The sequence below is a fragment of the Shewanella vesiculosa genome (assembly GCF_009994065.1).
In the GTDB taxonomy this organism is placed as follows: Bacteria; Pseudomonadota; Gammaproteobacteria; order Enterobacterales; family Shewanellaceae; genus Shewanella; species Shewanella vesiculosa.
This window is the reverse complement of record NZ_JAACSD010000011.1, coordinates 1-20,589: the sequence shown is the minus strand read 5'-3', so window position 1 is coordinate 20,589 and position 20,589 is coordinate 1. Positions and strand designations below refer to the sequence as shown.

21 protein-coding genes are annotated in these 20,589 nt (G+C 42.4%); 6 read left to right on the top strand and 15 right to left on the bottom strand.

Going from position 1 to position 20,589, the window contains the following annotated elements; all coding sequences use genetic code 11:
- Nucleotides 1-99 precede the first annotated feature (99 nt).
- A complete protein-coding gene (locus GW828_RS12445; RefSeq protein WP_124016639.1) occupies nt 100-576 on the bottom strand; it encodes a hypothetical protein in 477 nt (158 codons plus the stop codon).
- A 266-nt stretch (nt 577-842) separates the two neighbouring features.
- Here GW828_RS12445 and GW828_RS12440 point away from each other — a divergent pair, with 266 nt between their 5' ends.
- Nucleotides 843-2,207 (top strand): sigma-54 interaction domain-containing protein, encoded by a 1,365-nt coding sequence (locus GW828_RS12440; protein ID WP_124016638.1) that lies wholly within the window; start codon nt 843-845, stop codon nt 2,205-2,207.
- A gap of 15 nt (nt 2,208-2,222) precedes the next feature.
- Here GW828_RS12440 and GW828_RS12435 read toward each other — a convergent pair whose 3' ends face one another.
- From GW828_RS12435 to GW828_RS12380, 12 genes are all read right to left on the bottom strand, one after another.
- Nucleotides 2,223-3,875, bottom strand: coding sequence for a diacylglycerol kinase family protein (locus GW828_RS12435; RefSeq protein WP_124016637.1), 1,653 nt, complete (start codon nt 3,873-3,875; stop codon nt 2,223-2,225).
- Nucleotides 3,876-4,088: 213 nt separating this feature from the next.
- The gene (locus tag GW828_RS12430; RefSeq protein ID WP_124016636.1) at nt 4,089-4,283 is read right to left on the bottom strand and encodes a hypothetical protein; all 195 of its coding nucleotides are present in this window, start codon (nt 4,281-4,283) and stop codon (nt 4,089-4,091) included.
- Nucleotides 4,284-4,363: 80 nt separating this feature from the next.
- Nucleotides 4,364-4,540, bottom strand: coding sequence for a DUF1328 family protein (locus GW828_RS12425; protein WP_124016635.1), 177 nt, complete (start codon nt 4,538-4,540; stop codon nt 4,364-4,366).
- A gap of 330 nt (nt 4,541-4,870) precedes the next feature.
- On the bottom strand, nt 4,871-6,088 hold the full coding sequence (gene arsJ, locus GW828_RS12420; protein ID WP_273059522.1) for an organoarsenical effux MFS transporter ArsJ: 1,218 nt from the start codon (nt 6,086-6,088) through the stop codon (nt 4,871-4,873).
- A gap of 6 nt (nt 6,089-6,094) precedes the next feature.
- Nucleotides 6,095-7,105, bottom strand: a complete 1,011-nt coding sequence (locus tag GW828_RS12415) for an ArsJ-associated glyceraldehyde-3-phosphate dehydrogenase (RefSeq protein WP_124016633.1) — start codon at nt 7,103-7,105, stop codon at nt 6,095-6,097.
- Nucleotides 7,106-7,166: 61 nt separating this feature from the next.
- Nucleotides 7,167-7,661, bottom strand: a complete 495-nt coding sequence (locus GW828_RS12410; RefSeq protein ID WP_273059520.1) for a phosphatase domain-containing putative toxin — start codon at nt 7,659-7,661, stop codon at nt 7,167-7,169.
- Between the two features lie 74 nt (nt 7,662-7,735).
- Nucleotides 7,736-8,755, bottom strand: a complete 1,020-nt coding sequence (gene arsB / locus GW828_RS12405; protein WP_124016631.1) for an ACR3 family arsenite efflux transporter — start codon at nt 8,753-8,755, stop codon at nt 7,736-7,738.
- Nucleotides 8,756-8,814: 59 nt separating this feature from the next.
- Nucleotides 8,815-9,627, bottom strand: a complete 813-nt coding sequence (locus GW828_RS12400) for a metalloregulator ArsR/SmtB family transcription factor (RefSeq protein ID WP_124016630.1) — start codon at nt 9,625-9,627, stop codon at nt 8,815-8,817.
- A gap of 232 nt (nt 9,628-9,859) precedes the next feature.
- Nucleotides 9,860-11,041, bottom strand: coding sequence for a BaiN/RdsA family NAD(P)/FAD-dependent oxidoreductase (locus GW828_RS12395; RefSeq protein ID WP_182723133.1), 1,182 nt, complete (start codon nt 11,039-11,041; stop codon nt 9,860-9,862).
- A 126-nt stretch (nt 11,042-11,167) separates the two neighbouring features.
- Nucleotides 11,168-12,184 carry an NAD(P)H-dependent glycerol-3-phosphate dehydrogenase gene (gene gpsA / locus GW828_RS12390; RefSeq protein ID WP_124016628.1) on the bottom strand — a complete coding sequence of 339 codons (1,017 nt, stop codon included), beginning with the start codon at nt 12,182-12,184 and terminating at the stop codon, nt 11,168-11,170.
- A gap of 3 nt (nt 12,185-12,187) precedes the next feature.
- Nucleotides 12,188-12,661: a protein-export chaperone SecB gene (gene secB, locus GW828_RS12385; RefSeq protein ID WP_124016627.1), complete on the bottom strand. Its 474-nt coding sequence runs from the start codon at nt 12,659-12,661 to the stop codon at nt 12,188-12,190.
- Between the two features lie 208 nt (nt 12,662-12,869).
- Nucleotides 12,870-13,304 (bottom strand): rhodanese-like domain-containing protein, encoded by a 435-nt coding sequence (locus tag GW828_RS12380; RefSeq protein WP_124016626.1) that lies wholly within the window; start codon nt 13,302-13,304, stop codon nt 12,870-12,872.
- A 247-nt stretch (nt 13,305-13,551) separates the two neighbouring features.
- Between GW828_RS12380 and gpmM the strand changes: the two genes are divergently transcribed.
- The 3 genes from gpmM (at nt 13,552) to GW828_RS12365 (ending at nt 17,187) form a co-directional block, all read left to right on the top strand.
- The gene (gene gpmM / locus GW828_RS12375) at nt 13,552-15,096 is read left to right on the top strand and encodes a 2,3-bisphosphoglycerate-independent phosphoglycerate mutase (RefSeq protein WP_182723225.1); all 1,545 of its coding nucleotides are present in this window, start codon (nt 13,552-13,554) and stop codon (nt 15,094-15,096) included.
- A gap of 10 nt (nt 15,097-15,106) precedes the next feature.
- A complete protein-coding gene (locus tag GW828_RS12370; RefSeq protein WP_124016624.1) occupies nt 15,107-16,240 on the top strand; it encodes a murein hydrolase activator EnvC family protein in 1,134 nt (377 codons plus the stop codon).
- Nucleotides 16,241-16,428: 188 nt separating this feature from the next.
- Entirely contained in the window at nt 16,429-17,187 is a 759-nt protein-coding gene (locus GW828_RS12365) for a divergent polysaccharide deacetylase family protein (RefSeq protein ID WP_420542430.1), read from the top strand.
- On the opposite strand, the gene GW828_RS12360 is transcribed toward GW828_RS12365, so the two are convergent.
- Nucleotides 17,162-17,617 carry an Rrf2 family transcriptional regulator gene (locus tag GW828_RS12360; RefSeq protein WP_273059514.1) on the bottom strand — a complete coding sequence of 152 codons (456 nt, stop codon included), beginning with the start codon at nt 17,615-17,617 and terminating at the stop codon, nt 17,162-17,164. The genes GW828_RS12365 and GW828_RS12360 overlap by 26 nt on opposite strands.
- A 35-nt stretch (nt 17,618-17,652) precedes the next feature.
- Entirely contained in the window at nt 17,653-17,904 is a 252-nt protein-coding gene (locus GW828_RS12355) for a YkgJ family cysteine cluster protein (RefSeq protein ID WP_124016622.1), read from the bottom strand.
- Between the two features lie 240 nt (nt 17,905-18,144).
- Between GW828_RS12355 and rihA the strand changes: the two genes are divergently transcribed.
- Together rihA and rbsK are read left to right on the top strand one after the other, a co-directional pair.
- On the top strand, nt 18,145-19,077 hold the full coding sequence (rihA, locus tag GW828_RS12350) for a pyrimidine-specific ribonucleoside hydrolase RihA (protein WP_273059512.1): 933 nt from the start codon (nt 18,145-18,147) through the stop codon (nt 19,075-19,077).
- Nucleotides 19,078-19,130: 53 nt separating this feature from the next.
- Complete coding sequence (rbsK, locus tag GW828_RS12345) at nt 19,131-20,039, top strand: ribokinase (protein WP_273059511.1); 909 nt, start codon at nt 19,131-19,133, stop codon at nt 20,037-20,039.
- Nucleotides 20,040-20,589: the final 550 nt, after the last annotated feature.

Genomic DNA, 20,589 nt, shown 5'->3' with positions numbered 1-20,589 from the left:
GAGTGGCTTAACCTCGACTAGACTTAAAAGGTGACGAAGCGAACATCAACAAAAAACGCCTGAGAATCAACATTATCAGGCGTTTTTATTACCCGCAGACTAATTACCTGCAACGGAAAGGTGTTTCATGGTATCAAAACTCATCTGTAGCCAAGCAATGCCTTCGGCAAGTTGCCCTGCGACACGCTTATTTTTAGTTTTTTTAGCGGCGTACTTTAATTGAGTTAATACTTGTTGCTCAGTTTCAACCAATACTGCAATCACCTGCGGTAATGGTTTATCCTGTATCAGGTGTTCGGCCTTAGCATAGTGTTTATATGAAGATTGTTGGTGAAAGGTTTTACTGTCCATAGGTCTTGCTTGGCTGGATCGCATCAACGTAAATAATGGTGTTAAACGCGTTAGCATGCATTTTCTAATGTCAGCCATATGGATAAAAACCCGCTTAATGTTGTAATCGTCGGCCCCTAGTATTGCTTGGGCATAAAATTGCTCGCCCTCTTGGCATAAATCAATCGCTTCATGCAAAAGCCACACATCGGACTCAACTTGTTCGTCTCGAGTATATGATTTCAACGCAAATCCTCCTGTATTCGATAATTTAACTAGTACTTTGCTCTATAGGTTGTATAACCTATAGAGATCCAGCACATATTATGTAAGCAAAGCCTAAACATAAGCACGTCTGCACATGGACAAAATTTAATTAACCATCTGATTATTAGTGTTATTATAATATTTTGTTACACGTTAATGGCCTAACAACACTGAATGATTGTCTTTAGTTGTCACACGACACCCGAGACAAACATTGGACTACATACCACAGGGAGTGAATCGGCATGCCACGTCCAACACTTTTTTACCATTTACACCGTCAAGAAGGTGAAGCTCGTCTACTTGCTTTACCAAGTAGCCAGCACTTTAATAAGATTGCCAGCTCAGTTGACCAGTCCTGGTTAGACCAACTAAAGAGTAACTCAATAGACGTTGCTATCATTGAACTGTCACAATTAAGCCAACAAGAATACGCTGAGCTAACTGACAGTTCGATAATGTCTGATATTGAGCTCATCTTCTTAACCGAAGGTAAGCCAAATCCCAACTTAGATCATTTAATGTCAAAAACGGCTGGTTATCATTTTCGCCAGCCTTACGATGCTGATGTGATTAACGACACGCTAGAAGACTTTGCCCGAGACTTCAAATCGCAATCGACTAAGCAAAAACAGCCTTTTTCGAGTGAACTAGACCAATATGGTTTATTGGTTGGTTCATCGCGTGCGATGCACAAGTTATATCGCACTATTCGTAAAGTCGCTGTCACCGAGAGCAACGTGCTCATCGTTGGTGAAAGCGGTGCAGGTAAAGAGCTCGTTGCCAATACTATTCATTTGGCTAGTCATAGAGTCGACGAACCCTTTATCGCAATTAACTGTGGTGCATTAAGCCCTGAACTGGTCGACAGCGAACTGTTTGGCCATGTAAAAGGCGCTTTTACTGGTGCTCATCGAGATCACCGTGGTGTATTTGAGCAGGCAGAAGGCGGCACCTTATTTCTTGATGAAGTCACCGAAATGCCGTTAGAACACCAAGTAAAATTACTACGCGTACTCGAAAATAATGAATATCGCTCAGTGGGCTCACAACATCTTAAAAAAGCCAATGTTCGTATTATTGCCGCCACTAACCGCGATCTAGCCGACGCTATTGATGCGGGTCATTTTCGCGAAGACTTATATTTTCGTTTAGCGCATTTTCCCATCCAAGTGCCACCATTACGCAACCGTAACAACGACATAAGTGGACTCGCACAGCACTTTTTGGCATATCGAAACACAGCTGAAAAACTCACAAAAATGTTTTCAGATGATGCACTTAATCTGATCCAACAACAAAAATGGCCTGGTAATGTCCGCGAATTGAAACACGCTATTGAACGTGCATATATTCTGGCAGAAAACGAAATTTTACCGAGCCATATCATGGTGTCATCGCTAGAACCTTCAACAGAGCCGTTAACTGACGGCGTACAAATACCTGTGGGCATGCGCCTCGACGAACTAGAAAAAGCTGCAATTTATCAGGCCCTTGATGAATCTATGGGCAATAAAAATGAAACTGCAAAACAATTAGGTATCAGCGTTAAAACCCTTTATAACAAGTTAAGTAAATACCAAGACCAAACGAGTCCAGACGAACCTTAACAGCGTGCTAAGTGATTAAATGTGTTTGCTCGCTTGAGGCAGCAACACATTTAATGACTTAGGTTTAACCTTGATGCATAAATCTTCAGACTCAAATAACTCACCATCAATAACATATTTGCACAACGAGTCCGTGCTCAACTGAATCGTCTTAGCTTGCTCATGATGAATTCCACTCTGCTGATCATCTTCACGCTCGCCTGTTAATCCGGCAAATAATAGCTCGGTCATACTCAATAATTGTTGTGGTGATGTCTCACTGGACTCAATCCAAGTAATGTCTAACAAACCATCGGTAATATTGGGTTCACCATTTCCTTGGGCTAATACACTGGTGAATGGCGCCGCATTGGCAATCACTAAACTCGTGGTGTTAATCATTTGAATATCACCACTATCAAGCTGTAATTTCATCGACAAAGGCTGATTTTCATCTATCGCCTCCCACAAACCATTAAGGTAAGCCAACTGTCCGAGCTCATTTTTGCGGTCACGATCGGCTTTCTGTATCATTTTCCGCTCAAAGCCCAAGCCCGCTAGCAACAACATCAATTGCTCATTACACATGGCAGTATCTATGCGCTGAGAATAACCTTGAATCAAAATATCAAGCGCTTGCGATACCGGTACTAACTTACTGGTGATACCAAACAAGGTGTGACTAAGTGCATTAGTGGTGCCCATAGGAATAATGCCTAGGTAAATATCACTGTCGACAATCACCGATGCCACCTCGTTAACTGTGCCATCTCCACCACAAGCAACAATAATATCAGCACCCTGTTTTTTGGCATGTTCGGTTAGTTGCACCGCAGACTTGTCTTTAGTGGTATATAAGACTTCAAGCTGAAAATAATCGCTCAAGGTTTGAGTTATATGATCGGCTTCATCATGCCACTTACCGCCACCTGACACTGGGTTCACAATCAACCAAGCGCGTTTATGGATATGAATTTGATTCAGGCGATGCATTTTTTCGACGGCCGCTAACTGCCATTTATTTAACCGCGCGGTTTGACGAATACTACTGATAGATTTCAGCACATCATTAACATTACGATTTTGCTCACGGCACACTAAGTAAGCGGCTAGCACTAACACCGAACGCCCTCGACCTAATGCACAATGTACTACGACATTTTTGCCATTACTGACTTGGTTATGTAACCAATTAATCGCTTGATTTAACTGTGCAACGCTAGGTACGCTGTGATCCAATACCGGAATATTTAAATAGGCAATATTTTCATCAACTAGAGTCCACTCTAATGCATCAAATTCTGCAGTAACATCTAAAATAGCATCTATTTTCTCATGCTTAAGTCGGTCAATATCGCCCGAAAACAATCGGCAGGCTAAATACAACTGCTTATCAATTTTTTGTATTGCTGGAACTTTGTCATTTTTTCTCGCCCAGGCGTTATATAGCTGGCAACCCAATAAAAACGGAATAAAACTCCAACCTATATACCAAGGAATACTGCCATCTTGGCGTTTACGGAAAATACCTGCGCTATTAAACCAATACGCCGAACTCACCAAGCCTAAAGATAATGCAAGCCACGCAAAAACAAGCTTAAGTAACACATAAGGAAGCGCCACACATAAGCACGCAGCCAATAACGTACCAAGGGTATAATAATATTTAATATGGATACGGGTGAGCATTGTGGTCCTCCTTTTTTAAAAAAAGCAGCACATGAGTGCTGCTTAAGACAATACTTATCACTATAACTATCTAATCACTTCGCGCCACGCTCTTAAGATTTTACATTGACTTATATGAGTCTAAACAAGTCGTGACCTTTGACATCAATGTACTTTACGTTAATAACCTAACGGCTCTGAACGGATTAAATAGTTAATCAGATTGCACTGTATTTAACAGTCTGGATCTTCTGACTTCATGCCTTCTTTTACATCTTCACATGCATCTTCAACAGCATTACCAGCATCTTGGATCATTTCATCCACTTTCTCACCAGCATTCTCAGCTTTATTGTCTGAACATGCTGATAAACCAGCCGTTAAAAACACCATTAAACTTGCCATTGTCAGTAATTTTAATAATTTCATATTCATCTCCTAGATGATGGTTGTAATCGAATAACGTTTTGTCGCTAACCTTAACTCGGCTTCAGAGCTCAGGTTACCTACTATGCTCGGGGACCTTTACCTCTAATCGCACTGGATAATAATGAAATCACCAGTAATACAATAAAGATAAAGAAAATAATTTTGGCGATCCCTGCTGCGGCTCCAGCAATACCAGTAAAACCCAATAGTCCTGCTATAACGGCTATAACTAAAAACATTAATGTCCAGCCCAACATAAAAACCTCCTTGGTGTACGATTTACAGTATGGTGCGTGATGTGCTAATCCTTTTGATATCGACCTCATACCTAACCATCTGAGAATTAACCATTTACACAACGACTATGTTTTTACTAATGCCAACATCGTGCCAACAGTAAATAAAAAATTAAAGCCATGATTATAAAGGATTTAATTTAATATCGAAAAATGAGCGATGGAAGAGCCACAGACTTGTAGGCACTTTTTACCGATGTTTCCGGTAAGAGTTTCAGATACTAGCGAACCAGTATCGAAAGGAGCAATGAAAAGGAGTCAACATAAGCGCCGCCAGAATAACACCAAGCATTACAACGTATACGGCAGCTTAAATGATATTAATGTTGCTAGCGCTATAAAGCCACTCGATATCCACAAACAAGCTTCTAAACCGTATATTTGATACACCAACCCCGAAAGAACGGTGCCGATAAGACGTCCCATGGCGTTGGCCATGTAATAAAATCCCACATCAAGTGATACGCCATCATGACCTGCATAACTAACAATCAGATAACTGTGCAGTGACGAGTTAATGGCAAACACAGCGCCAAATAGCATTAATCCGGCAATTAATGTCACGTGGATATAAAAGTTAAAGTGCAACGCAAGAGCAATAGCAGCGGGAATAAGTAATAAGTAGCCAGCCCATACAAAGGCTGCGCGTCCTGTTGGTACTTTGCCGTGTTTTTTACCAGTAACATAAGGCGCAAATGACTGGACGATGCCGTAGCCAATCACCCAACTCGCCATAAAACCGCCCACCCACCAATGATCCCATGCAAATGTCACCGCTAAAAACACTGGTAACGCCACCACAAACCATACATCTCGAGCACCAAACAAAAACATTCGCGCTGCCGACAACAAATTAATCGCCGGACTTTTGGAAAAAATATCGATAAATTTAGGTTTGTTTTTCGCTTTGCCTAAATCCGCTTTTAAGCTCAATAGACTCATCACCCACACACAAGCTAATAAGGCTGCCATCAACAGCACTGCACCACGAAATTCAAATAGCGTGAGCAAAATACCACCTAAAAAGAACCCCAGTCCTTTTAACGCATTTTTAGAGCCAGTAAGAATGGCCACCCATTGATACAACTTGCCCTGCGCATCACTAGGCACCAACATTTTAATCGCACTCTTGGCGCTCATTTTATTGAGGTCTTTAGCAATACCCGACAAGGCTTGCGCAACCATGACATACATTATGGTCAACATGTCCGCTGGTACGGCCAACATAGCTAGCGCAACTATTTGTAACCCTAAGCCAATGTTCATGGTGTTATTTAAGCCAAGCCTTGCCCCTAGCCAACCACCGACAAGATTAGTGACTACGCCAAAAATCTCATAAAACAAAAACAACATCGCGATATTGAACGGGCTGTAACCTAGCTGATGAAAATACAGCACCACCAGCATACGCAGTGCACCATCGGTTAAGGTAAATGCCCAATAATTACCAGTGATTATTAGATATTGCTTAATGTGAGATGGCAATGTACTGAAAGTTAACAGCCCCATGTTAGTTTATTCCTTGTCCGCCAAACCTACTTTGCGCGCAAGCTCAGCGGTGCGATTAGCGTAACCCCACTCATTGTCGTACCACACATACAGCTTAACTTGGGTATCATTAACCACCATAGTCGATAAGGCATCGATAATACTTGAGCGTGGATCGGTTTTATAATCGACCGACACTAATGGGCGCTCTTCATAACCCATAATCCCCTTAAGTTCGCTATCAGCAGCTTGCTTCAAAAGCTGGTTTACTTCTTCTGCCGTTGTGCCACGGGCCACTTCAAACACACAATCGGTAAGCGATGCATTGGCTAGCGGCACCCGAATCGCATGGCCATTTAACTTGCCTTTCAATTCAGGAAAAATATGAGTAATAGCAGTAGCAGAGCCGGTGGTGGTTGGAATTAAACTGATGCCACACGCACGGGCGCGGCGTAAATCTTGATGCGGTGCATCTAAAATCGTTTGGGTGTTAGTAATGTCATGAATAGTGGTCATCGAGCCATGTTTAATGCCTATTTTTTCGTGGATCACTTTTACCACAGGCGCTAAACAATTGGTGGTACAAGAAGCTGCCGTTACGATTGGATGAATCGCTTTATCGTATAAATGCTCATTTACGCCCATCACAATATTGAGCACGCCGTCTTCTTTTACTGGCGCGGTTACTACAACTCTTTTAACCCCTTGATCTAAGTAAGCTTGTAGCAAGGCTTTGGTTTTTATCTTGCCGGAGGCTTCAATCACTACATCGCATTTTGACCAATCAGTGTCTTGGGTGGCCACATTACGACTGCAAGGAATAGCTTTACCCTTAATCACTATGGCATCACCATCATGTGTCGCTTCATGATGCCAACGACCATGAACTGAATCAAAGGTCATTAAGTGCGCCAGGGTAGCAGCATCGCCAGCGGGATCATTAATGTGCACAATTTCAACATCGTCCCAATCATACGCCGCACGCATTGATAAACGTCCCATACGGCCAAAACCGTTAATGCCTATTTTTATTGTCATAATGGTGTCCTAAGCTTGCTCTGATTTTTAAGTGGTAATGTTAAAGGTTAGTCACTACATGCTAACCATTAAATGCATCAAAATATTCACGCTGAACCGGATGAGCCAGCGCCTTGGGTCGCAGAGTTTGCACTGCATTAATCACTTTATCTTTAGGCCAGCCTAAGCTTACTAATATCAGACCAATCACTAATCCCGTGCGGCCCGAACCGCCTTTACAATGCACTGCAATAGCGCTTCGGTTATTCAGCAATTCAATAATCTGGAGTTTATGGGCTACCCACTGAGTTTCAAACTCTTGCCCTGGCGCAGCATCATCAGCAATGGGCAATTGCACCCAAGTAATGGCCTGTGAGGCACATTCTGCGGCTAAATCCTCCGCTTTATTACGCACTATTTCGTCATCAAACATCAAAGTGATTAGCATTTTTGCACCCGCCGCCTTTAATGTGGCAACTGACGCAGCTAATGCTTCATCTTTGGTACCAGGACACGGGGTAAAAATCAGCTTGGCGCCATTATCTAACGCTAAAACATCATAAGGATGAGCTTGCATGGTTAACTCCAAAAAGTAACTTCAAAATATGTTCATAAATTGATTCACAAGGCCGAATTCACAAACTGACTTAATTAATGGTTAAACCAATGTTGAGTCCGATTGATAATGGCCACCAGCGATAACATCACCGGCACTTCAACTAATACCCCTACAACCGTAGCCAACGCGGCTCCTGAGTGCAGCCCAAACAACGATATCGCCACAGCGACAGCTAGCTCGAAAAAGTTAGATGTACCAATTAAACAAGCTGGGGCGGCAATGTTATGGGCTAATTTCAGCCATTTAGCTGCTATGTACCCAATAATAAAAATACCGTACGTTTGAATAACTAGTGGTATGGCAATTAAGCCAATGGTTTGCGGATCTGACACAATCACTTCAGCTTGAAAACCGAACAGCAACACCACTGTGGCCAGTAAACCGATAATCGACCATGGTTTTAAATTGGCTAAAAATGAGTTAACAGCGGCTAAGCCATGGCGACGATTAAGCAAGTAACGCGTTGTTACACCAGCCAATAATGGCAACAACACATACAGTAATACCGATATAAGCAAGGTTTCCCATGGCACCTGAATATCGCTTACACCCAGTAATAATGCAGTAATTGGCGCAAAGGCAAAAATCATAATTACGTCATTAACTGACACTTGCACTAATGTGTAGTTCGCATCACCTTTAGTTAATTGCGACCACACGAACACCATTGCGGTACAAGGTGCAACGCCTAATAAAATCATCCCTGCGATATACTCTTGCGCAGATGCAGGGTCGACCAAATCGGCAAACAGCACCTTAAAAAACAACCAGCCCAATGCTGCCATGGTAAAGGGTTTAATTAACCAATTAATGACAATGGTGAGTAATAATCCCTTAGGGTTTTTACCTACATCTTTCATTGCCGAAAAATCAATTTGCACCATCATTGGATAAATCATCACCCAAATAAACACCGCAACAACCAAGTTAACGTGGGCGATTTCAAGATTAGCGATAGCCTGAAAGACCTCTGGCTGCCATAAACCTAACAACACTCCGGCCAACATGCTTAAGCCAACCCATACCGATAAAAACCGTTCGAACGTTCCCATACAAATGACTCCAAACAACGAGGTATACCACAACGTATTCTTAAAATGACAACATCAGACTAGCGACAAAAGCTCACCTTATTAGGCCTATTTTGCATAATGTCTAATCGTTGTAATGACGACATAATCAACCCAAGGTTGTTTTCGGTGGTTTGTGCTATTACTGATTTGGCCCATAGAGGTAAGTTAGGATTGATGCGATAAAACACCCATTGACCATTTTTTCTGTCGCTAATAATCGCCGCCTTTTTTAACAAGGCTAAATTACGCGACACTTTAGGTTGGCTATCTTCATTGAGCGCCGCCATTAGCTCACACACACACAATTCACCGTGGTAATGGGTCAACATTAAGCTTTTTAAGCGAATGTCATCGGTAAGGCATTTATAAAACGCGAGGGGATCAATACTGGAGAATTCAGCGGCATTCAATGCAGACTGAGTCTCTAGCGACATTGGCTCTGTGGTTGGTTGCTCCACTGACAAAAACATCGTCAGGCGGTTGTTGATGTCATTTAAGGTGGTCAAAAATGCTTGCTCACCTGCGCGATTTTTAGGATCAGGAAAGTCCCACGCCAGCTGCTTACCCGCGCCAGGATAACTACGACATTCGTTATTGGCTTTGTCACAAAGGGTAATCACGTAATCAAATGTTTTACCCGCAAAGGTTTGTAACTTTTTAGACACCAAACCCCGAGTGTCAGCGCCAAAGCGAGCTATAGCGTCAATGGCCCTTTGGTCAATATCTTCAGGCTGCGTGCCAGCACTAAATACATCAAATAGATCCGCAGCTCTACTTCTTAGTAAGGCTTCAGCCATTTGCGAGCGCGCCGAATTGCCAGTACAGAGAAACAACACCGTTTTCTTTTTCATTGTTGACTCAATAACACGCAATACAAAATATACACCTGAGTGTATATATGATTATTTACATATACAAGCTTGAGTTACAAAAAAACCGATCCAGTTCAATGAATCGGTTTAGCAAAAAATGCGGCTATTGTTATCGTTAACAATCATTTAAAACATATACAGATATATTCCACCCAGAAAAAACATTGTGTCAAAAACCACTACGGGCAAACTTTATTGTCTCTACACACATCTAAACCGCCAACCCTGCCGCGACACCGGATGACCAGGCCCATTGAAAATTAAACCCGCCTAACCAACCACTTACATCCATTACTTCACCAATAAAATACAATCCTGGTACTTTGTTAGCTTGCATGGTTTTAGATGACAGCTCATTAGAATCAACACCACCTAAAGTCACTTCTGCGGTGCGGTAACCTTCTGTGCCATTCATAATAATTGACCAGTTATTTAATTCGTTTGCTAACTTTTCACGCTCGCCGTGACCCAGTTGATTTAGCGCTTTATCTAATAGCGACTCTTCAAACAGCGCATCGACCAAACGTTTAGGTAACCATTGGCTCAGGGTATTACGCAGGCTTTGTTTCGGATGATGTTTCAGTGCAAATTCAATTTTATCTAACGCGTTTTCACCCGGTAATAAATTGATAGAAATGGCTTCACCTGGCTGCCAGTAGTTTGAAATTTGCAGTACCGCGGGGCCTGATAAGCCGCGATGAGTAAATAATAAGGCTTCGCTAAACTGGGTGCCATCTTGCGCGGTAATTGTGGTTGGTACAGCAATACCCGATAACGGCTCAAAGCGGACTTTTTGTTCGGCATGCCAAGTAAAAGGAACCAAACCAGCACTGGTTGGCAGAACCTTTAAACCAAATTGCTCAGCAAGCTTGTAACCATAAGGCGTAGCACCTAATTTGGGCATGGATAAGCCACCAGTGGCAATAACCAGTGATCCGCAGCTAAAGTCGCCATTAGAGGTGCTTAAGGTAAAGCCGGTATCGCTTTTGTTGACCGATAAAATCTCAGTACGCAGCTGAACCTTGACCCCGGCCCATTCGCACTCTGTCATTAACATGGTGACTATGTCTTTAGCGGAGTCATTACAAAATAATTGACCATGATCACGTTCATGGTATTCAATGCCATGACGTTCAACCAAATCAATAAAGTCACTTGATCGATAGCGCGCTAATGCCGATTTAACAAAGTGCGGATTGCCACAGATGAACTGGTGCGGCTCCACTTTTTGGTTAGTGAAATTGCAACGCCCGCCACCACTGATAAGAATTTTTTTACCAGCTTGTTTGGCGTTATCTAACACCAACACATCACGACCTCTATAGCCCGCTGTCGCAGCACACATTAGTCCTGCCGCGCCGGCACCGATAATGATTACGTCATGATGTTTCACGTTTTACTCCACACTGTTTCAATTGGTTGTTTAATAGTTAACTGATAAACATCAAATGCAAAAAAGGATGCTATTTTAGCATCCTTTTTTGTTACTACTCACGATTAACTTAGCTTCTGGGTGACACTATTTTTTGAGTGTTTCAGACGTTTTTTCACGGCTAAGTAACTCTTTAGCAGCTTCAATTGGCGCTTTACCTTGATAAAGCACCTGATAGATTTGCTCGGTTATCGGCATTTCTACCCCAAGGCGTTTAGCCAAGGTAAACACTTCTTTGGTATTGCGGTAGCCTTCAACCACTTGTCCAATTTCTTCTTGCGCGGTGATCACGTCTTTGCCCTGACCTAAAGCTAAGCCAAAACGACGGTTACGCGATTGATTATCGGTACAAGTTAATACCAAATCACCCAAACCCGCCATGCCGATAAAGGTTGAGGCATCTGCGCCGAGCGCAACACCTAAACGGCTAAGTTCGACTAAACCGCGGGTAATTAATGCTGTACGTGCATTAGCACCAAAGCCAATACCATCTGACATGCCAGCACCAATAGCAATGACGTTTTTAACCGCACCACCTAATTGTATGCCAGTAAAATCATCATTCGCGTAGACGCGCAGACGTTTAGGGCTATGAAGTAGTTCGACCAAATCATGAGTAAACTCGGGGCAAGTACCCGCTACAGAAATAGCTGTCGGTAAGCCTGCGGCTAGCTCTTTAGCAAACGTAGGCCCTGACAATACCGCTAATGGATATTGTTCACCTAATTGCTCACGTGCAACATCTTGCAATAAACGACCAGTTTCAGGCTCTAAGCCTTTGGTTGCCCATACAATCCGTGCATCTTTTCGCAGTAATGGCTTTGCTTGTTTGAGTACATCACCAAACACATGGCTGGGCACAACCACTAAGATATTTTTGCTTGCCGCGAGTGCTTTGCCTAAATCCGGTTCGATTGCTAAAGAATCGGGGAACTGAATACCAGGAAGAAAACGCTCGTTACAGCGACTGTCAGCTAACACTTGCATGCTCTTAGGATCGTGACCCCAAAGCAATGTCTTATGACCGTTACTGGCTAAAGAAATAGCAAGGGCGGTGCCATAAGACCCCGCCCCTAATACCGTAATTTCGGCAGCATTATTCATAAATTATGCAGTTGCTGCTTCAGTTGCAGCAGCTTGGCGCTGTTGAACGTACTGAGCAAATAGTGCATCAAAGTTAACTGGAGCAAGATTCAGCTGTGGGAAAGTACCACGACCAACTAAGTTACCGACTAATTCACGTGCGTACGGGAATAATACGTTAGGGCAATATGCGCCTAAAGAATGGGCAAGTTGTTGTTCAGTTAAGCCAACGATTGAGAAAATACCCGCTTGCTGAACTTCACATAAAAAGGCAGTATCTTCGCCATTTTTAGCAGTAACAGTTAACGATAAGATAACTTCAAATGTGTCATCTGACAGCTTGTTGCTACGAGTATCTAAATCCAATTTTACTTCTGGGTTCCATTCTTTCTGGAAAACAGCAGGGCTATTTGGCGTTTCAAAAGACAAATCCTTTGTATAAATACGCTGAATGTTGAACTGTGGTGCTTGTGCTTCGTTGTTTGCTACTTCAGCCATAATTTCCTACCTATCAATGTTATTTAGCTTTTCTGTGAAGCTAATTGTGTTGGGCTGTCACACTTAATGTATAAAGAATTAATCTAACATTAGTGCTATCCCGTAAAGTTGATCCAGCTCGATAAATCATAACGAGCAAGATCTTGATAATAAACAGTGTTAATTCATACCCAAATGCATTAACACTGAATACAATTAAGCAACCATATTAACGCTTGCTTTTAACTACGGGTAAATTAGCACCCTGCCATTCACCCATGCCACCCTTAAGGTTAAACACATTCTCAAATCCTTGTTTAGTAAGAAGTTGAGCGGCTTGTGACGATGTCATACCTGAGTTACATACTAATATAATGGGGCTGGTTTTGAACTTTTCAAGGCTAGTGACTTGATTATTTTTTATTTCAGACAAGGTCACATTAAGCGCATCAACAATATGACCTTTTTTAAATTCTTCTTTTCCACGCACATCAACAACTTTAGCATCTTGCTTATTTACCATGAGTGTTAGCTCTTGATGGCTAACGTGCTTCACTTTTGATGTACCAGATTTAATGACACTAACAACAAGCGCTACAAACAAGCCGACCCACGCTAAACTTAACATTGGGTTCGCTTTAAAAAATTCCATATATTCTTGCATAATTACTGATTTCTCTGACGATGACTAAGATGAGATGGCCCGAGTATATCGTTTTGCTCGGCAGTTTTCATTAAAGAAACACCGAAAATAAACGCTTTACGCTGAGTTATTCGTGACTCGCCCCTCGTTATCAGCAGCTTTGGTTATATCTTCAAACCTATATGCCTTTTGCACACTATCGATAAGTAGTAATATTCATACAATTGAAATTTTCTAACTCTTCTATTTCCAACTTAAAGGTATTTGCATAATGACAAAGAAACGTCCACTCGCATTACTTATCCTTGATGGCTGGGGTTATAGTGAAAACACGCAAGATAACGCGGTTTTTCATGCTAAGACTCCTGTTTTAGATAAGCTCAATGCACAATATGCTCACAGTCTTATTTCGGGTTCTGGTATCGACGTCGGCTTGCCTGATGGTCAAATGGGTAACTCTGAAGTTGGCCATATCAATATCGGCTCAGGCCGCATCGTGTATCAAGAGCTCACTCGCATCAGCAAAGCGATTGCCGATCATGAGTTTGAACAAAATCCTGCGCTTAGCAATGCAGTAGACAAAGCCATTGCCGCAAATGGTGCGGTGCACATTATGGGGCTGTTGTCTGCCGGTGGTGTACACAGCCATGAAGAACACATTGAAGCAATGTGTCGCATGGCTATTGAACGCGGCGCGACTAAAGTGTACTTGCATGCCTTTTTAGATGGCCGAGATACACCGCCTCGTAGTGCTAAAAATAGCTTGGTTCATTTTGATGAACTATTTGCTGAATTAGGTCATGGCCGTACCGCATCGCTTATTGGTCGCTACTTTGCGATGGATCGCGACAACCGTTGGGATCGAGTATCGCAAGCCTACGAGTTAATCACTGAAGGTAAAGGCAAGTTTACCTATGCTTCTGCGCCTGAAGCACTTGAAGCGGCCTATGCGCGTGACGAAAATGATGAGTTTGTTGCTGCATCTGTGATTGTTGATGCTCAAGGCGAGGCTGCTGAACTTAACGATAACGATGCGCTCATTTTTATGAACTTCCGCGCAGATCGTGCTCGTCAAATTACTCGCACCTTTGTCAACCCAGATTTTGACGGTTTTGTACGTAATAAAACACCAAAAATTAACTTTGTAATGCTAACTGATTACGCGGCTGATATTAAGGCTCCAGTAGCCTATCCATCGAGTGATTTAGTGAATACTTTAGGTGAAACCCTGCAAAATCTGCATAAAACTCAGTTACGCATTTCAGAAACTGAAAAATATGCCCATGTGACCTTCTTTTTTAATGGCGGTAAAGAAGAGCCATTTGAAGGCGAGGATCGCATTTTAATTGAGTCACCTAAGGTCGCAACTTACGATTTACAACCTGAAATGAGTTCAACTGAATTAACCGACAAATTGGTCGCCGCAATTGAATCAAATAAATATGATGTGGTTATTTGTAACTATCCAAATGGTGACATGGTAGGCCATAGCGGTAAGTTTGATGCTGCAGTTAAAGCTTGTGAAGCCGTTGATGCTTGTATCGGTCGTGTTGTTGAAGCCTTAGCTAAAGTTGATGGCGAATGCTTGATTACTGCCGATCATGGTAATGCGGAGAAGATGACAGATCTGTCTAATGGACAAGCATTTACAGCTCACACCAGTAACTTAGTGCCCTTCGTTTATGTCGGCCGTGATGCGGTAATAAAAGATGGTGGACGTTTGAGCGATATTGCGCCAACTATGTTAACCTTAATGGGCCAAAGCATCCCGAAAGAAATGAGTGGACGCTGTATCATTGACCTTAAAGAGTAAACATTAACTCGTGATAACTCGTTTATTTGTTAAAGCCAGCATTATTGCTGGCTTTCTAATCTTCTCATTTACGGCAACTAGTGCCGATTTGTCTTCGCGCCAATCGGCTTTGAAGTCTATCCAAGCGCAAATAAACCAACAACAAAACTCCCTTAAAGATACCTCGAAGCAACGCGAGAAGCTCATTTCACTGCTTAAAAGTGATGAAAAAGCGATTGCAAAAGCCGCTCAACAAGTTAATCAATCACAAAAGGCATTGTCTGAGGTTAACATCAAACTTAAAGAGCTGGATAAACAACAAATTGACTTAGCTAAACTGAAACTAAGTCAGCAAGACACCTTATCAAAACAATTATCGAGTGCTTATTTAGCCGGTAATCATGATTACACCAAAATGATGCTTAACCAGCAAAATCCAGCCACGGTTGAACGTATGCTGGCGTATTATCAATTTCTGAATAATGCCCGTATAGACGCTATCCAGCAGCTGAAGCAAACCAGTATTGACCTTAATAAAGTAAAACAACTACAAGTCACTGCGCAGCAAAAACTCAATGCTTTAGTGATAGATCAAAAACAACAAGCACTGCAATTAACCAAAGAGCAAGGTCAACGCCAGCAAACTCTGACTCAATTACAGCGCACCTTATCGAGTAAAGGCGCAGAATTAGAACAACTGCAAATAGAAGAGGCAAGTTTAAAGCGCATCGTGCAACAAGCCATGGTCGCCGCCAAATCTAACCCAACAATGGATGGGTTATTGAATCAAAAAGCCAAATTAACATGGCCAACCAAAGGTAGAGTGAGTAAACGCTTTGGCAGCAGTCGCTCAGGACAGATTGTTTGGAAAGGCACAGTACTTTCGGCGCCAGAAGGACAAAATATCAATGCGGTTGCATCAGGTAAAGTCATTTATGCCGACTGGCTACGAGGTTTTGGTATGGTGTTAGTGATTGATCATGGTAAGGGCTATATGAGCCTCTATGGTCACGCCCAAACATTATTAAGACAACCTGGCGACATGGTCAAAACGGGTGAGTCTATTGCACTTGTCGGTCGTTCAGGCGGACAAAGTGAGCCAGGACTGTACTTCGAAATTCGCAACAAAGGTAAGGCCGTCGATCCGGCTTATTATTGCCGTTAAGCTTAACAAAACGCGATATAAAATCGGCTCACGGATGAGTAATAGCAGATATAAAATAACACTGCACGACGCTATTCAGTAGCACTCTCTTAACAAATGCTATATCAAGCTGTGTAACTGTGTTTATAATCGTCTTGTTATGCATGTCATTGAACAATTAAACTCACCCAACTAGATAAGTCAAATTCGTGCGCAATCTACTATTTATCTTACTCAGCCTCTGCTGCATCATGCCTGCCACGGCAGCCAAACTAGCCATTATCATTGACGATATAGGTTATCGTTCAACTGACGAAGCCGCATTGTTATTACCCAATGCCATCACCTTATCGGTATTACCGCATACTCCGCTAGGAAAAAAGCTGGCCACTGATGGTTTCAACAAAGGCCATGAAATTATGTTGCACCTGCCAATGCAAGCCTTAAATGGTAAAGCATTAGGGCCGGGAGGATTAACCAACGACATGACTGAAGTGCAAATTAAACAACAGTTACAAAGTGCGTTCGCTAATATTCCGTTTGCGAAAGGGGCTAATAACCATATGGGCAGCTTACTGACTCAAATGGATAAGCCAATGTTATGGGTAATGCAGAGTTTAAAAGAGCGACAACTGTTTTTTATCGACAGCTTTACGACTAAATATACTAAAGCTAGCAACAAGGCGATGCAGCTTGGTGTGCCATCAATGAGAAGACAGATATTTTTAGATAACGACACTAGTGAGCGAGCGCTTGAAAAACAGTTCCAACTGATAATTACACAATCAAAACAACAAGGTAAGCTGATTGCTATTGCCCATCCTTATCCTGAAACCATCCGATTTTTGAACGCTAATTTGGCTCGTTTAAATGACAATGGCATTACACTACTGCCAACATCTCAATTATTTGATGATCTCAATATTGCTTTATCAACTCAAGCTACTCCACCTGCAACACTGAGATAGATAAGTCTGGTAACGTTGCTAGAATTTGTGATTTATTCGCGACAATATCTGCTAATGTGTATTGGTCAAGCACCACTAAATAAGCTGAAACAGCCTGCGCTAACACGCCTTTTAATCGGCATATTGGTGTAAAGCGGCAATATGGTGACTCACAATCGATAGGCGCTAATGAGTGCTCTAAATCACGAACCAATTGCCCTATTACCACCTCATCTGCTGGCTTTGCTAATCTAAAACCACCACTCTTGCCTCTGACCGTTTGCAAATATCCCATCTTGCCTAATTGATGAATTATCTTTGCCACATGATTTGAAGAAAGATCAAATACACTAGTGACTTCGGCAATTCGAAACAAAGTTTCGCGTTCAGATTGCACAGCAAGATACATTAAAATGCGGATACCAAAATCTGTATATCGGGTTAGTTGCATGGTCTAAAATATCCAAGATAAATAATAAGTGCAGATTAACATGTTGATGACTCTAAATCAGTGATCAACCATAAAGCTTGATCATTGCTAGTACCACATACATCGATACTTGCACTAAACTCAGCGCATACCTCTGGACGCTCTGGCTGACCAAATATCATACATAAGTTAGCATCATTTAATTGGATACAACGCACCCCTGCAGGTTTGCCATTTGGCATTCCCGGTATTGCACTAGTAATAGAAGGCGCAATACAGCAAGCACCGCAACCTAAACGACAATTCATAATCCTACCTACTTAATAAAACCACACTGTAGCGTAAAACACCCCATCCATCACGGCATGGTTAATGACAAATTACATTGAGAGATTTGCAACAACTCTTGAGCTAAGGCAAGTTACTGCAGATCGATTATCTCAACCACTATTCCATGGTATTTTAGATCACATTTTACTTTTTAAGCATTAAGCCAACAACAATGATAGTGGTACATTATACCTTCTTATTGAATAAGGAAATTATCCATGAAACGTCCTGTTATTCTCGACTGCGATCCCGGTCATGACGATGCCATCTCACTTATTTTAGCACTAAGTTCAGCAAAACTTGATGTGTTGGCCATTACAACGAGTGCCGGTAACCAAACACCAGAAAAGACCTTAAACAATGCATTGCGCGTACTTACCCTATTAGGCCGACATGATATTCCGGTTGCAAGTGGCGCTCCGAAACCATTAGCTCGCGAGCTTATTATTGCTGACAACGTTCACGGTGAAAGTGGTCTTGATGGGCCAAAACTTCCCGATCCGGCATTTGCACCAGTACAACAAACCGCTATTGAACTAATGGCCGATAAGGTTCGTGGCAGCAAGCACCCCGTCACCCTTGTTCCTACAGGACCGTTAACTAATATTGCCCTGTTTCTCGCTGCACACCCTGAATTACATTCCAACATAGATAGTATCGTACTGATGGGCGGTGCAGCAGGTGTGGGCAATTGGACTCCTGCGGCAGAGTTTAATATTTTTGTCGACCCAGAAGCTGCTGACATGGTATTCAAATCTGGCTTACCGATTGTGATGTGCGGACTCGATGTAACCCACGAAGCACAAATCATGGATGAAGATATTGAACGTATCAGAGCAATCAACAACCCAATAGCCAAATGCGTCGCCGAACTGCTCGACTTCTTTATGATTTACCATCGTGACCCTAAATGGAGTTTCACAGGTGCACCATTACATGATCCTTGCACCATAGCATGGTTACTCAATCCATCATTGTTTACCGCTGTTGATTGCTGGGTTGGCATTGAAACTAAAGGGCAATATACCCAAGGTATGACAGTGGTTGATCGATATCAATTAACCAACAATCCACATAATGCCAAAGTCTTGTTTAATATAAACCGAACGGGTTTTGTAGACTTTATTATTGAGCGTTTAAACGATTACTAACGAACTCATGCCATGCCGATTCAACTAGATCGGCGTGGCAACTAAGGATAAACATGAGTACTTTATTAGTTGTCGGCAGTGCTAATGCCGATCATGTTCTAACATTTAATGAATTACCCCAAGCTGGGCAGACGTTGATTAGTCAGCAATATCGGCTAGAACTTGGTGGCAAAGGGGCAAACCAAGTTGTGGCTGCTGGGAGATTGAGTAACCCTCAACAGAAAGTATATTTCATCTGTGCTCTGGGTGATGATAGTAACGCTGTAATAATGCGCAAAACTTGGGCTGCTGATGGAATCAATTTAAGTGGCTGTTATGATATTGCTAATCAGAGTACCGGCACTGCCGTAATATTTGTTAATCAACACGGTGAGAATAGCATCGGAGTTGTTCCTGGTGCTAACGCCTATTTGTCTGCGGAGCACATTCAGCAGCAACAAGCATTGTTTGCTCAAGCAGATTACGTACTGGTCCAACTAGAAACCTCGTTAGACACTGTTCATCAGGCATTAATCCTCGCCAAGCAGTATCACTGCACGACCATACTCAATCCAGCTCCAGCAGCTAAACTGAGTAATGACTTGTTGCGCTTAATCGATATCATCACCCCAAATGAGACAGAAGCCTTTGCATTAACGGGCATTGAGGTTATCGATCAACAAAGCGCAGAGAAAGCAGCACAAGATCTTCATCATAAGGGCGTTAATACCGTTATTATCACACTTGGAAGTAAAGGCGCTTATGTCAGTGAAAAAGGCCGAGGACAAATCATTCCTGCGCCCATAGTTAATGCAATTGATACGGTTGCAGCCGGAGACACATTTAACGGTGCACTAATGGTGGCATTAGACGAAGGAAAATCATTAACAGATGCAGTAATGTTTGCTAACTTAGCCTCATCAATAGCCGTTACACGCAGCGGAGCACAAAGCAGCATTCCTTATAGAACAGAGCTGACTTAAAACCGTTTATTAGATGAAGTGATGCAATAAATTTTTAAATAAATGACCAAGGCCTCACATTGCAAATGAGGCCTGTTGTTATTGATAAATGCGCGGGTGAATATTGATATAAACACCACAGGTCCTCGGTTAACAAAGCACTTTACAGGCTCACCGATACAGTTAACATCAACTAAAAATCTGTGTATCAGTGATAACTTCGCTAATATTTTACTTATTTGACCCAATTACAGACACAAAAAGACCTTTGCATTACAGCAAAAGCCTTCAACTTACGTTGTTTTGCTGGAGCGGACGGGTTTAATCCGTGAGTTTTTGTGACACAAACAGGCCGCAGTCTGTTCATAAAGAGGCTAACAAGCCATGGATGGGTCATGCACTACAATCTCGCAACCTTGTCACTTCAACGAACCGCCGCGGGATTTTATGTTGTTCTCTTTTTATCGCCCAACGAAAAAAGCCCTAGCATTTCTGCTAGGGCTTTCATCTTAAGTTGGCGGAGCGGACGGGACTCGAACCCGCGACCCCCGGCGTGACAGGCCGGTATTCT

Coding starts and splice junctions, on each gene's coding strand:
- GW828_RS12415 (WP_124016633.1), bottom strand. CDS start 7,105: ATGACAATAAAAATAGGCATTAACGGTTTTGGCCGTATGGGACGTTTA.
- GW828_RS12400 (WP_124016630.1), bottom strand. CDS start 9,627: ATGAAAAAGAAAACGGTGTTGTTTCTCTGTACTGGCAATTCGGCGCGC.
- GW828_RS12355 (WP_124016622.1), bottom strand. CDS start 17,904: ATGAATTGTCGTTTAGGTTGCGGTGCTTGCTGTATTGCGCCTTCTATT.
- arsJ (WP_273059522.1), bottom strand. CDS start 6,088: ATGGGGCTGTTAACTTTCAGTACATTGCCATCTCACATTAAGCAATAT.
- GW828_RS12380 (WP_124016626.1), bottom strand. CDS start 13,304: ATGCAAGAATATATGGAATTTTTTAAAGCGAACCCAATGTTAAGTTTA.
- GW828_RS12360 (WP_273059514.1), bottom strand. CDS start 17,617: ATGCAACTAACCCGATATACAGATTTTGGTATCCGCATTTTAATGTAT.
- secB (WP_124016627.1), bottom strand. CDS start 12,661: ATGGCTGAAGTAGCAAACAACGAAGCACAAGCACCACAGTTCAACATT.
- GW828_RS12425 (WP_124016635.1), bottom strand. CDS start 4,540: ATGTTGGGCTGGACATTAATGTTTTTAGTTATAGCCGTTATAGCAGGA.
- GW828_RS12430 (WP_124016636.1), bottom strand. CDS start 4,283: ATGAAATTATTAAAATTACTGACAATGGCAAGTTTAATGGTGTTTTTA.
- arsB (WP_124016631.1), bottom strand. CDS start 8,755: ATGGGAACGTTCGAACGGTTTTTATCGGTATGGGTTGGCTTAAGCATG.
- gpsA (WP_124016628.1), bottom strand. CDS start 12,184: ATGAATAATGCTGCCGAAATTACGGTATTAGGGGCGGGGTCTTATGGC.
- rbsK (WP_273059511.1), top strand. CDS start 19,131: ATGAGTACTTTATTAGTTGTCGGCAGTGCTAATGCCGATCATGTTCTA.
- GW828_RS12435 (WP_124016637.1), bottom strand. CDS start 3,875: ATGCTCACCCGTATCCATATTAAATATTATTATACCCTTGGTACGTTA.
- rihA (WP_273059512.1), top strand. CDS start 18,145: ATGAAACGTCCTGTTATTCTCGACTGCGATCCCGGTCATGACGATGCC.
- GW828_RS12410 (WP_273059520.1), bottom strand. CDS start 7,661: ATGCAAGCTCATCCTTATGATGTTTTAGCGTTAGATAATGGCGCCAAG.
- GW828_RS12440 (WP_124016638.1), top strand. CDS start 843: ATGCCACGTCCAACACTTTTTTACCATTTACACCGTCAAGAAGGTGAA.